11 protein-coding genes are annotated in these 11,988 nt (G+C 47.6%); 6 read left to right on the forward strand and 5 right to left on the reverse strand.

Going from position 1 to position 11,988, the window contains the following annotated elements; genetic code table 11:
- Positions 1–119: 119 nt before the first annotated feature.
- Complete coding sequence (gene hpsL, locus QUA77_RS21805; RefSeq protein ID WP_333452467.1) at positions 120–1,784, reverse strand: hormogonium polysaccharide biosynthesis protein HpsL; 1,665 nt, start codon at positions 1,782–1,784, stop codon at positions 120–122.
- Positions 1,785–2,213: 429 nt separating this feature from the next.
- Between hpsL and QUA77_RS21810 the strand changes: the two genes are divergently transcribed.
- Positions 2,214–2,957, forward strand: a complete 744-nt coding sequence (locus tag QUA77_RS21810) for an alpha/beta hydrolase (protein ID WP_333452468.1) — start codon at positions 2,214–2,216, stop codon at positions 2,955–2,957.
- A 142-nt stretch (positions 2,958–3,099) separates the two neighbouring features.
- Here QUA77_RS21810 and QUA77_RS21815 read toward each other — a convergent pair whose 3' ends face one another.
- From QUA77_RS21815 to QUA77_RS21825, 3 genes are all read right to left on the reverse strand, one after another.
- A complete protein-coding gene (locus tag QUA77_RS21815; protein ID WP_333041987.1) occupies positions 3,100–3,996 on the reverse strand; it encodes a CoA-binding protein in 897 nt (298 codons plus the stop codon).
- An 83-nt stretch (positions 3,997–4,079) separates the two neighbouring features.
- Positions 4,080–5,309 carry a succinate--CoA ligase subunit beta gene (locus QUA77_RS21820; protein ID WP_333452471.1) on the reverse strand — a complete coding sequence of 410 codons (1,230 nt, stop codon included), beginning with the start codon at positions 5,307–5,309 and terminating at the stop codon, positions 4,080–4,082.
- 338 nt (positions 5,310–5,647) lie between these two features.
- Positions 5,648–7,165: a glycosyltransferase family 2 protein gene (locus QUA77_RS21825; RefSeq protein WP_333452473.1), complete on the reverse strand. Its 1,518-nt coding sequence runs from the start codon at positions 7,163–7,165 to the stop codon at positions 5,648–5,650.
- 246 nt (positions 7,166–7,411) lie between these two features.
- Between QUA77_RS21825 and ebsA the strand changes: the two genes are divergently transcribed.
- Both ebsA and QUA77_RS21835 read left to right on the forward strand, forming a co-directional pair.
- Positions 7,412–7,786 (forward strand): type IV pilus biogenesis protein EbsA, encoded by a 375-nt coding sequence (gene ebsA / locus QUA77_RS21830; RefSeq protein WP_006634686.1) that lies wholly within the window; start codon positions 7,412–7,414, stop codon positions 7,784–7,786.
- A gap of 1,274 nt (positions 7,787–9,060) precedes the next feature.
- Positions 9,061–10,158 (forward strand): phosphotransacetylase family protein, encoded by a 1,098-nt coding sequence (locus tag QUA77_RS21835; RefSeq protein WP_333041991.1) that lies wholly within the window; start codon positions 9,061–9,063, stop codon positions 10,156–10,158.
- Between the two features lie 85 nt (positions 10,159–10,243).
- On the opposite strand, the gene QUA77_RS21840 is transcribed toward QUA77_RS21835, so the two are convergent.
- On the reverse strand, positions 10,244–10,408 hold the full coding sequence (locus tag QUA77_RS21840; RefSeq protein ID WP_333041993.1) for a hypothetical protein: 165 nt from the start codon (positions 10,406–10,408) through the stop codon (positions 10,244–10,246).
- A 28-nt stretch (positions 10,409–10,436) separates the two neighbouring features.
- On the opposite strand from QUA77_RS21840, the gene QUA77_RS21845 reads away from it, so the two are divergent.
- The 3 genes from QUA77_RS21845 (at position 10,437) to QUA77_RS21855 (ending at position 11,987) form a co-directional block, all read left to right on the forward strand.
- Positions 10,437–10,940 (forward strand): hypothetical protein, encoded by a 504-nt coding sequence (locus QUA77_RS21845; RefSeq protein ID WP_039887610.1) that lies wholly within the window; start codon positions 10,437–10,439, stop codon positions 10,938–10,940.
- A 15-nt stretch (positions 10,941–10,955) separates the two neighbouring features.
- The gene (locus QUA77_RS21850; protein ID WP_333042012.1) at positions 10,956–11,372 is read left to right on the forward strand and encodes an MAPEG family protein; all 417 of its coding nucleotides are present in this window, start codon (positions 10,956–10,958) and stop codon (positions 11,370–11,372) included.
- Between the two features lie 123 nt (positions 11,373–11,495).
- Positions 11,496–11,987 (forward strand): YajQ family cyclic di-GMP-binding protein, encoded by a 492-nt coding sequence (locus QUA77_RS21855; protein ID WP_333041995.1) that lies wholly within the window; start codon positions 11,496–11,498, stop codon positions 11,985–11,987.
- The last annotated feature ends 1 nt before the right edge of the window (position 11,988 follow it).

Raw genomic sequence — 11,988 nt, forward strand, 5'->3', positions numbered from 1 at the left:
AGGTAGGCACAGATATTTTTCCTACAGTGAAGGTATGAAAATCCTTAGTCATCAAAGCCAGAACTGCGGAATGTGGGGAACAAGAAAGAATCCACCAAACTCAACACTCAAAACTATTCTCAAATTGGGGAAGATGCAATAATTTTTTTCTCCTTTAATGGCTGGTGAACTTGCAATTCATTTGACTCAACTTCCTGGTGTTTTTCATCCTGCACCTGTTTATCAATTTTGGGCAACTTTAAAATCGCCCCAGCTAAAACCCAATAATACACGGACACTGGATCTACATCCAGCGGATAGTATTGAGTATTGATCGTAATAAATGCAACAAACACCCAAAAACTAGCTCCGTAACTCCGCAAACTTTTGTCCTTGACAGATCTGTAAGCTCTAAAAGTTAGAAAAGCTAAGTGTAAAAGCATGAGCTGAAAACTAATCATTCCCGGATAACCGAGTTCGTATATCAACTTAGGTTGGAAAGTTTCAATTAGCTGCGTGGCACCAAATATTCGCGTTGAATTAGTGGCTCGTCCCACACCTCTACCGAGAGGTTTGTCAATGATAAAATTGTTGCTCTGCTCGAACTGATTAAAGAGAAACTGCTGGGGCGGTGCAGCATTCCAGCGACTAACAAAGCTCTCCCACCGCTGCTCGACAATTCCCGGGTTAATAGCTGCACCGACAAACAGCAGAATCGCCAGTCCTGCACCGACGGGAATAAATCGTTTTAAATTAACTAATTGACCGGTGAGAACTAGCAGGATAGCTGTAGCAACGGGAACCATAACTAAAGCAGCTCTTTGACCGGAAATAACTGCATTGGCAAATACTAATGCCATGCCAAATAAACCGATAACTCGCCACCAGAATGAAGGATCGCAAAAAGCAGAGGCAAAGGTTAAAAAAGCATTAGAAATTAAAAACCACGCCCACTGCCAAGGCGCGACAAAAGTTCCCGGCAAGCGGACCATCTTGACTTCTGGACTGAACACCAAAGAACCGCCGACAAAACATCTAGCTTCCAGCGTTGCTTTATATAATTCGGCTCCGGTCATTCCTCTGGTTCCTGCACACTTTCCACTTTGCAGCAACAGGTACTGAATCAAACCGAGAAGGCAGCAAACGATAGCCAAAACGATGTGCATTCGACTAAAAAATACCAAATCCTTCTTAGTGCGGAGCAGATAATAGGTAGAAGCAATCAGCGGTATGTAACCTATCAATACTTTTAATCCGAGAATTCCTTGCAGAATTGGTTTGTCGCCCGCCCTAGGGTTGAGCTGCATCTCCCCGTTGACAAAAATTAAAGTCAGCATTGCCATCATCAACAGGATGCTGAAGGTAGAAAGCATTTGTTTGGGAATGAACAGGGGCAACTGTTTCTTTTTGCAGCTTTGAATTAGGGCGATGAGAGCTGGTATGTAGAAAGCATCTTTGGCTACTTGAAAAGCAGCATTCCCGCCGCCAATTGCGTAGGTAATTGTACCACTGAAAGGCAGGTAAATTAGAAAAGTCCACAAAGCTTGACGGGGGTATTTGTAGGAAAGCAGCAAGATGGCTGCGGCGGCGCCTCCTGCAATAGCAATCTTAGGGCCGGCTACGAAAAACAGGGGAATGCTCAGAGCAACGCTGACTAAGCAGCTTATGGCGATCGCCTGCACCAATTCATTGCGCTTTTCTGAAATTTTGCGTTTTTGTGCAGCTACTTCTTTTTTGCTGAGCGCTGTTGTTTTTTCGCTGTGCTTGTGTTTGGATTTCTTGGATTTGCGCTTGGTTTTCAACATATAGCAGAAGCAAGAAGGAAAAGGGAAGAGGGAAGAAGGCCCTTCGACTTCGCTCAGGGTAAAAAGAGGGAAGAGGGGAGAGGGAAGAAGGAAGGAAGAAGGAAGAGGGACTTAGTTGCCTAAGAGAGAAAGAAGAAGAAATCGACCCCTTATGTTTGTGCAATTAAAAACGTCCTCCCGTGAGGGCAGTTCCTATAATTTTTATAAGGCACTTATGTTGAAGGCGGAAGACACTCTGATATAGAAGGCTGGAGATGTAGAAGGTAGAAGACAGAAGGAATAGAAGCGAAAAGATTTCGGCAGATGTGGTTACTTATTTTTAAAGTCAAGATCGAGAAAAAGTCTCGGTTTAGATTGTAGGTGTGACGCGGACACAAATTACACGGGCGACCTTGTAGAATATAACTGCTGCATCTATAATGTACAAAAATGTACAAATCTCGAAAAAATAATTTTAATGTAGCGGTGAATATGAAATTAACAAAATTTGTATCGATCGGCATTGCCCTACTTTTAGGATCAAGCGGGAGCATATTATCTAGCAGCAGTAGAGCATTAGGGGCCGAAAAAGTTGTCCTCACCTTTGGCCCGATCAGACAAGCCATCAATATCAGCGACTTAGAAGACTTTGCTAAAAACGGCACGACTACGCCAACCCTCCAACAAATTATCCGGTTCTCCAAAATGGACGCGCAAATGCTGCGGGGGTTCATGGGTTTAGAAATTGGTTTAAAGCCTGCTAATCTGGCGAGGGTAGTTTACAGCACCCCGGGAGAAAAAATCACTGACGACATCGGTCAAGCAATTCGGACTCAGCGCCGCACAGAAAGCGGAAAAGCTCTGCGGGCAGCGGTGATCCTGGCATCCGGGGATGACGGTAAAGTATCGCTGCTGGAAATCCTGAAAAAGTATCCTCTCAACGAGGTTTACGTAGATGTTGCCAGCCTTCGCACCGCTGTTGGGAAAGTTCAGAGTATAGCCGGAACTCTGCGAAGCCTGCTTCAAGATGTGACGAGATCGACAACTCGCACAACTGAAACAAATCCCACCGAAAGTCCGATCGAACCTCGCCGCAGCGTGCAGCCAACAACTCCGCCTCCAGCGCCGCGCCGCGCCGCCCCCTTGCCAGCACCCGCACCGCAGCCTGTGACGCCGGTCAGAGGGCTTTGGTAAAAAAATCATAAAGGTGTCCTAAAGGCGGGTTGAAGCGGCTGTTGTGGCATTCTGCAGACACTTTTGAGACCAAACCCGCCCCGGCCTAACCCTTATCCCAACCCCAAGAGGGTTAGGACTTTTGTGAAAACTCCCAAAGCAATCAATTTTTCTTTAGCAATTTTTTGAGCAACTTAGGAATCTCTGAAGGCCGAGCCGCCACAGGTATGTCCGCCTCTTCAAAGGCAGCCATTTTGTTTGGGGCCGAAACTCCAAAGGCTTTCTGGGCAGCCGCCCGAGAACTGATCAGGATGCCGGCGTGGCCCAAAGACGGCCCCTTGGGAGCGTAGCGGCCGGCCAGATAAGCAACCACGGGTTTGTCGATGGCCGAAGCGATGTAAGAAGCAGCAGCTTGTTCACTCCATCCGCCAACTTCCCCTACCAAAACCATCGCTTCGGTACTGTCGTCTTCGTCCAAAAGTTGCAGCCACTGCATAAAAGAAGAACCGACAATCGCGTCGCAGCCAATACAAACCGCCATCGACTGTCCCAACCCAGCCTCCGTTAGTTCTAGGGCAACTTCGTAAGTCAAAGTGCTGCTGCGGCTGATCACTCCCACCGGGCCGGGAGTGTAAAATTCCTTGGGGTGAGTTCCCAGCAGCAGTTTGTCGGGCACAATAATCCCCGGACTGTTGGGCCCGATTACCAAAGTTTCGGTGGCTTCTGCTTTTCTGACTAAGTGCACCATATCCAGAGGAGGCACTCCCCCAGTAACGATCGCGATTTGCCGAATTCCTCCGGCGATCGCTTCTAAAGCAGCATCCAGCACCGAGTAAGCGTCTACCAAAATTACCGCAGTGTCAACGTGACCCACTGCCGCCACTGCTTGTTCTACCAAATCAAAAATCGGAATTCCCTCCACTTCCAGCCCCCCCCGACCGGGACTGACACCGGCGACTACATTCGTGCCGTATGCTTTCATCATCAGGGCGGCGCGGGTGGACGCGGGAGATTCTGTAATGCCCTGTACTAGGACTTTGCTTTCAGGAGTTAAATTCATTTTTTCCCACTTGACACTCGATCTGTAAAAAGCAGAAGGCCTTCATCTGTACAGAAATCTCATTTTTTGCCGATCGACTGCCGCTACTTGACGGAGGATACAGAAGCGGCCGCGGCCTCATCCAAAGTGCTAGCTAGCTGCACAGGCAACTGTCCCAAACGCTTTTTAACAGCATCAGCATCGATCTCTACCAGCCGGAGCACAACTTGGATGTGGCGGTTAGCGCGAGCTTTCCGTTCCAAATAGCCGGCTACTGCAGCGATTATTTCCTCGGTTTTGGAGGCGCTGCCCAAAATATTTACAAGTATCACCTTAACGCTTTTATCCTGAGCGACTAACTCAAGACCCAACTCCACGCGATCGCGCAGGGCATTTGCTGCATAGTAGCGGTCTAGGGAACCAATATTCACAAAATTAGCTGGTTTTCCTCCTTGGTGGGTTACAGCATCTAGAGTTGCCATTGTCAGGCCCACTCCGTTGCACAAAATCGCGATATTCCCGTCTAGTTCGATTAATTGCAAGGATTCGGAATTCGAGATTGGGGATTTAGATTTGGGGTCAAACTCCGGCGACTGCTGAACCTTGGACTGGGAATGGGAGCGATCGCCAGAGGCATGGGGACTTCTTCTTTCCCGTGCCAACCCGCTGCTTTGCCTCTTTCCCGATAGTGTTGCCAAATCTGGATGCCGCCCCAAGGCATCGTCGTTGGCGGTGACTTTACCATCTAAAGCCATTACCTCTCCCGTCGGACTGATGCCGAGAGGATTGATTTCTACTAGGTCTAAATCTTTTTCGACAAACAGCCGGTACATTTTTTCGACAATGGTGCTCACCGATTGAATCAAGTCTCCCTGCAATCCCATTTTCAGCGCCAGACGCCTCGCGTAGAATGGGGAAAATTCTTGATCTACGGCAACTTGCTGCATTTGCTCGATCGACCCTTCGACATCCATACCTCCTTGTCTCGATCCCAGAAGCACCGGGCGGCGGGCTACCGGGTCTAGGAGTACCGCTAAGTACAATTCTTGGTCAGCGTTGTACTTTGCTTCTGCCAGTAGAACTTGGGGATATTCATCCTCGATCGGCAAATTAAAAATTGTTTGAGCCGCTGCTACTGCATCGATCGTATTTTCCACAAACTTGATACCGCCCGCCCTGCCCCGTCCCCCAGCCCGCACTTGCGATTTGAGTACAACGGGGTAAGGAATTTTCAATCCTTTGAGGTCGGCGGGATTGTCAATCCGCTGCGACGGCAAAATCGGAATTGCCATCTGGCGAAATAAAGATTTAGCTTGGTACTCTAACAAATCCATTTATCAATTACGGGTGACGGGTAGTTGGCAACAAGCAATTCGTCCTAATTGGCAATTCATAATTAATAGATAGTAATTGGTTTTTTGTCAAGTTAAAAGTTAAAAATTCTCGCTTTTATCTTTTAATTTTCGACTTTTGTATTGCCGATTACTTATTCGCTATTACCGCTCGCCGATTACCTATTACCTAAGCTGTTTTCAAGTGTTTTTTTCTCGGAATTGCCAAATTTTACTCTTAGGCTCTGGCGGGGAGATATTTGGCGAGCGTTGGTGTTTTTTTGTCTCGGAAAATCGTCGGACGTTCGGCGATACTGTGCCGAAATATTTCTGCGAATTGTTTACTTGATGCTATTAACAGCCCCTTGATGGACGGTTTTGACCCATTTAAGCCGCTTGGGCCGTACCGCAATCCGAGCCGTCACAGTCCCTACCAGCAGCCAGTGGAACATATACACAGTACCCCGCAGCGTTTGCAGTAAGGTGAGAAAAACTCTTTTAACGTCAAATTTGGTCTCTTTGCGAGTGCGGCGCAAACCGACAAACATTCCCACCACCGACAATGTAAGCGTCATAAAAGTTATGGGACTGGCGATCGGCATTCGGCGCAGCGCAATTGACATCACAAAGTCGGGTAGCGCTACTGTGGGTAAGAAATATTGAGATACCCAAAATCCAAATAAATCCCAAGTTTTCCCAGTTCCCATGCGGTTCCGCAAAATTAGCCGCCAGTAGTCAAGATAACGCTGATAGCCACCTTCTGCCCAGCGATTGCGCTGGTGCCACAGAGCGCGAGCGTTAGTGACTCCTTCTTCTGACACGGCTGGGAAAGCGAGAAATTCAATGTCCCATCGGTTTAGGTGCAGCCTCACCGTCAAATCCAGGTCGTCGGTAATCGTCTCCTCGTTCCAGCCTCCGCAGCTTTCCAAGGCGGTGCGGCGCATGAATTGGCCGTTACCGCGCAATTCTCCAATGCCGCCGATCGCAATCCGCTGCTGCTGGAAAAAACTGTCGAGAGCCATTTCTGCTTCTTGGCCACGAGTCCAAAAATTTACCGAAGCATTGGCGATGGCTTTTCTGACTTGCACAGCCCCTACCTTTTCTCCATCGAACACTGGCAGCACCCGGCGCAGCAAATCCGGCGTTACCGTCGCGTCGGCGTCAAATATTCCCACAAATTCCCCGCGAGTCAGTGGCAACACTTGATTCAGGGCTCCAGACTTGCCGCCGCTGGCATTTGCTCCTCTGCGAAATACTTTGAGCTGGGGGTACTTTTTGGTTAGCTGTTCCAATACTAGCGGCGTGGCGTCGCTGCTGTGATCGTCGATCGCCCAAACTTCGTAGCGGTCGATCGGATAATCTACATTGCAGATGGATTCTACGAATCGGGCAATCACCGCTTCCTCATTTTTAGCTGCCACCAGCAGCGACACGTAGGGCCAATCCTCTCGACTTTCATCGGCCAGAGGCGGTAGTGCGGGCTTGGGTTCGGCAAACAACACTCGAAATGCTTGCATCCACAGCAGTCCCGTCAACCCCCACACTACCCACGCACCCCAAGAAATCAAGTGCAGGGCGATCGTGCCGGCCCAAATCGCAGTCAGCACTGCTGCGGCTTTTCCGCGCCGTCCCCGGTACAGATTTTGAGGAAAAGAGGGAGTTCCCGGCACAGACACCGCCACCGGGAGTTCTGCTTTTGTTTCCGCGTCAAACACCCTGTCGCCAATGTCTGGTATAGCAAATACTTTGCTGAGCTTCGAGTGCGAGGTCAAACTCTTGAGCTCTTCTTGAGCTAAATCAGAGATGTCCAAGTTAAGCTCGCTGCGAGCGTCGTTTTCTGGCCAAGAACTCTCCTGCATAGGTTACTTGATTCAACCACCAATAGTTTTTGATTTTAGATATAAGCATCTACTGTATCAGTTTCTGGGCTTTTGTCGAAAGCGGACGGGAGGACAACCAGCGGGTTCGGTGCTTGTACGGCCCTGGTAAACGGCTACTGTATAGAGTATTTGGGTTGACTTTTGCTTGCGATCGACCAGGAATATCTGTTAGTTTTTTCTGGGGATCTAAACTATCTGTTAGTAATAATTGTCTGAGGTGGAAATATGTCTATTCCTCAACTCAAGCCAGCCGATGACAAAGAAGTGAAAGTCTACGCGCCTTTCTGTCAAGAGCCCAGGCGCAAGTTTTTACCGCACGCTATTGGTCTCTACAAGCTCAAAAGCTTGGAGGGGGCAAGAAAAATTGACGGCGGGGAGAGCGTGCCGTTTGTCGCTAGTTGGAATATCTCGTCGCTGCCGATCGATTTAACCCGCTGTCGGGTGTTGTTTGACGGCAATGCTGAACTCAGCTACGAAGTGACTATGCAAAGCTCTGAGTTTGTTAGTTGCTTAATTGAGGTACTTCTGACTTTTCAGCGAACTCGTACTGTCGATTTTTCTAAAACGTTTTACCGCAAGCTGATGCGAATGGATGAATAACTTTCACCGGAGCCGCACTCCCGAAAGTCCGCAATTGACAATCAAGCAATTTAATCCGGGGCCCCCGGATTGAGTCGTGGATCGAGAAAAAAGCTCCTCGCTCGCGATCGCCAGCCCCCGGATTTATCAGTGGGGTCGCTTTCTTCAATCTAAAATCTAAAATCTAAAATCTAAAATCGATTGACGGGCGCTATAACTGGCGCACCAATAGTGTAACGCCTCGACGGCAACATTACATGATTGGTGCGCCAGCCCTATTTGAGAAGTGGAAATAGTAAGTGAGTTCTTGGATCATTCTCAATAATCCCTTTGGGGGTCAGCACTTATCCCCATTGCTAAAGTAAATCAACCGCAATTGTCGGTTGAGGGTGATACAGATTTCGCGTAGGGACTCAGGCCAAGCCTGAGTCCCTACCTGTATTTCATCCAATTGAAAACTTCTGTATTTGTTGTGGGACAAGCCCGCCTATTTCGGACATTGGTGCTGTGCGAGTACGCGCGAGCGAAGCTATCGCCGTTAGGCGAATCGCGCCGTCCGATTTCGTTCAAATTTTGCGACTAGGTAGCTGAGAGGAAAGCGCTGTATATCCGCCCAAGGAAAATCAATCTACAGCCCTTGAACTGCGATCGGGCTAGCATCGCAATCAGCCTTTGGGCTGCCGAAATTCCAACCCACGCCGCCCGAAAATTTATGTATTGAGAAGCTAGAAGCCCGATCCTAACAAGCTTATTGCTCGCAGTGCCACCGCTCAGTTTTACTGCGGGCGATCGCCAGAATAATTAATAACTAATCATACAACCTATCCATTTTTAATTATATGCAAAACTGCTTAGGCAAGCACCGTGCTTTCTTCCTATACAATTCTCTATTTAGCCCAGAAAAAAACTATCCTAAACCCTCTAACTAGGCTTTCAAGGTAAGCTAGCCCATTTTTACAGTGTTATTTTTATTCGATAAAGTTCTATGTTAATATCTAACTTACGCAATACGAATGGGTGAAAATCTTAGAATTAAAATCGGTTGTTAAAGGAATTAGGGGGCGATAAATACGTCTTAAAAACGGCTGGTACAACAAACAATTTAAAAACTGCTTCCCCAAAATCAAGTAATAAAAATGGGAAGCAAAGGGTTGGAAACAGGTGAATAAAAGTTTTCAGCAAAAAAAGAATATGCCCAAAAGCGACAAAATCGAGTATAATAATATTGCAAAATTGAGTCGCAGTTCAGAAATACTGTAGAAAAAACTAAATTTATTGAAATAGACAGGTGCAAATTGAGGATTGAAGGCGTACCCAAATTGACTAAATATTTGCTGATCGGTTCCACAAAAGCTTACAGCGGCAAGTCGGCCATCGCCTTGGGGATGGCACTCGGACTCCGGGAAAAAGGACTGGCCATCGCCTACGGCAAACCTCTGGGAACCTGTTTCAGCTCCGAGGGAGCTGGGATCGAGGACGAAGATGTACGGTTCGCGGTAGAGACGCTGAAGCTCTCAGAAAGTCAGATGCCGTCAACACTGCTGTATTTGGATGAAGAGACAGTTCACAAGCGTTTGCGGGGAGAAGACAAGACAGATTACCGCCAGTCTTTAGCGCAATATTTGCAAGCTCCCAGCGGAGACTTGGTGCTGTTAGAAGGCCCAGCTAATTTGGAGGAAGGCAGTCTGTTTGACTTGTCTTTGGCTCAAGTCGCTGAGGCAGTTGATGCCTCTGTGCTGTTGGTAGCCCGCCCGATCGATCTTTATATAGACGATTTGCTGTCGGCTAAACAGCGTTTGGGTTCGCGGTTGCTGGGCGTGGTACTCAACGACGTTCCCTCGGACAAACTAGAATCCGTAACGGGGACTGTGCGGCCTTTTCTGGAGGCTGCGGGTATTCCAGTTTTGGGAATGCTGCCGAGAAGTGCTTTGCTGCGAAGTGTCAGCGTCAAAGAATTGGTGCACCAATTGAAAGCTGATGTGCTCTGCCGTAAAGACCGTTTGGACTTGATGGTGGAAACCTTGACAATTGGCGCGATGAATGTTAGCTCTGCTCTGAAGTATTTCCGCAAAGCGAGAAATATGGCGGTGGTGACGGGGGGCGATCGCACGGACATTCAGCTCGCAGCTCTGGAGAGCTCGACTCAGTGCTTAATTTTGACAGGCCACTTGCCTCCTTCTCCCCTAGTGATTGGCAGGGCAGAAGAAATGGAAATTCCGGTTTTGTCTGTTGATTTGGATACCTTAACCACGGTAGAAATTATCGACAGCACCTTTGGCAGCGTGCGCCTGCACGAACCGATCAAGGTGGAATGCGTTACTCAGCTAATGGCAGAACATTTTGACCTTGATGGCATGATGGCATCCTTGGGCCTGAGCGATCGAGTCGATTAATAACAGAGCCGGAGCTGAGGGAAGAAGGTATTCGGCAGAGAGAACTTTTTGTTTAAATAAATAAAAAGCCAAAATTCTTAAATTCTCAATTTTTCTTGAATTCTACCTTGAGCTCCGGCTGCCGAATGTCTTCAGACATTCTGCCTTCTGGCTTCCTCAAATCTCCCGATCCTCTAGTCTGATCCGGTAAATCAGCAATTCTTAACTTCTTTTTGGCGGCAATGGCTAGTGAGTCTGCTAAAATCCACAACGTAGTTTTATTTAATTTAATAAATTCTTTGAGTCAATCAATTGAGCTACCCAGAGTAGATGATTTTTTACAAGAACTTGCGGCGATCCAGCAAACCAGCTCCAAGCGGATTGCTCTTTTGGGTTCTCGCCACGTTCCTATTACCCACCAGCAGCTAATTGAGATGCTGAGCTACGCCATAGTTCTGGGAGGCAATCAGCTCATCACTTCTGGTGCAACAGGCACCAATTCAGCAGCAATTCGGGGAGCAATGCGAGCAGATCCAAATCTGCTGACGGTGATTTTGCCACAAAGCATGAGTCGCCAGCCTCGGGAGTCTCGCGACCAACTCGAACAAGTGATACATTTGGTAGAAAATCCCAAAAATGATAGCTTGTCTCTCCCGGAAGCAAGCGCCATGTGCAATCAGGAGATTATTTCTCGCTGCCAGCAACTGATATGTTTTGCTTTTCACGAAAGCCACACTTTGCTGAAAACTTGCCAGGATGCGGAGGAACAGCGCAAGGTAGTTACTCTGTTCTATTTTGATTGAACTGCGAGGCCGATGATGCTGTTGGGATTACCTGTGTCGGTTATTCTGCTTGATTGTATTGCTGCTGCTGCTGCGCTGGTTTACGCACCGTTTTTGGTGGTTGCGTTCGCCCGCTTGCAGCTAGGCTACGACCAAGCAGCCCCCCGCGCTATGTTTGAGAGGTTGCCGGCTTACGCTCAGCGGGCAACTTGGGCTCACCAAAATTCGTTTGAGACGTTTATGCTGTTTTCAGCGGCGGCTTTGATGGCTTTTGTGACGGGGGTAGATTCGGAACCGGCGGGTTGGGCTGCGATCGCTTTTACGATCGCCCGGTTGTTGTTTTCGGTTTTCTATATTCTGAATGTGCCGCTGGGGCGATCGCTCATGTTTGCGATTAGTTCTTCTTGCACAGCTACTTTATTCTATTTCAGTTTAATGGCTGTTAATGGCTAATTGTTATTAGTCACGGGTCATTAGTCATTAGTTAAGAGACGCTTAATTAATGACTAATTACCAACTACCAACTACCAATTACCCATTACCAACTACCAATTACCCATTACCAATTACTAATTTATGGCTGCTAGTTATTCCTTTGATATTGTCAGCGAGTTCGATCGGCAAGAATTAGTTAACGCTGTTGACCAAACGGTGCGGGAAATTCAAAGCCGTTACGACTTGAAAGATACCAAAACTACTGTAGAATTGGGCGCTGAAGCAATTACTATCAATACCGACAGTGAATTTACTCTCGACGCGATTCACACAGTTTTGCAAACTAAAGCCGCCAAGCGCAATTTGTCTCTGAAAATTTTTGATTATGGGAAAATTGAAGCTGCTAGTGGTACTAGAGTACGCCAAGAAATCAAACTTAAAAAAGGGATAGACCAGGAAATTGCCAAGAAAATCACTAAATTAATTCGAGATGAGTTTAAAAAGATTCAAGGCTCGATTCAAGGTGATTCAGTGCGCGTTTCTGCTAAGGATAAGGATGATTTGCAGTTGGTAATTCAACGGTTGAAGCAAGAAGATTATCCGATGGCTTTGCAGTTTACCAATTACAGGTAAA

This window comes from Microcoleus sp. K5-D4 (assembly GCF_036704575.1).
In the GTDB taxonomy this organism is placed as follows: domain Bacteria; phylum Cyanobacteriota; class Cyanobacteriia; order Cyanobacteriales; family Microcoleaceae; genus Microcoleus.

Bases quoted from the DNA above. Each gene is read 5' to 3' on its own strand.
- hpsL (WP_333452467.1), bottom strand. From the start codon at position 1,784: ATGTTGAAAACCAAGCGCAAATCCAAGAAATCCAAACACAAGCACAGC.
- QUA77_RS21810 (WP_333452468.1), top strand. From the start codon at position 2,214: ATGTACAAATCTCGAAAAAATAATTTTAATGTAGCGGTGAATATGAAA.
- QUA77_RS21815 (WP_333041987.1), bottom strand. From the start codon at position 3,996: ATGAATTTAACTCCTGAAAGCAAAGTCCTAGTACAGGGCATTACAGAA.
- QUA77_RS21820 (WP_333452471.1), bottom strand. From the start codon at position 5,309: ATGGATTTGTTAGAGTACCAAGCTAAATCTTTATTTCGCCAGATGGCA.
- QUA77_RS21825 (WP_333452473.1), bottom strand. From the start codon at position 7,165: ATGCAGGAGAGTTCTTGGCCAGAAAACGACGCTCGCAGCGAGCTTAAC.
- ebsA (WP_006634686.1), top strand. From the start codon at position 7,412: ATGTCTATTCCTCAACTCAAGCCAGCCGATGACAAAGAAGTGAAAGTC.
- QUA77_RS21850 (WP_333042012.1), top strand. From the start codon at position 10,956: ATGCTGTTGGGATTACCTGTGTCGGTTATTCTGCTTGATTGTATTGCT.
- QUA77_RS21855 (WP_333041995.1), top strand. From the start codon at position 11,496: ATGGCTGCTAGTTATTCCTTTGATATTGTCAGCGAGTTCGATCGGCAA.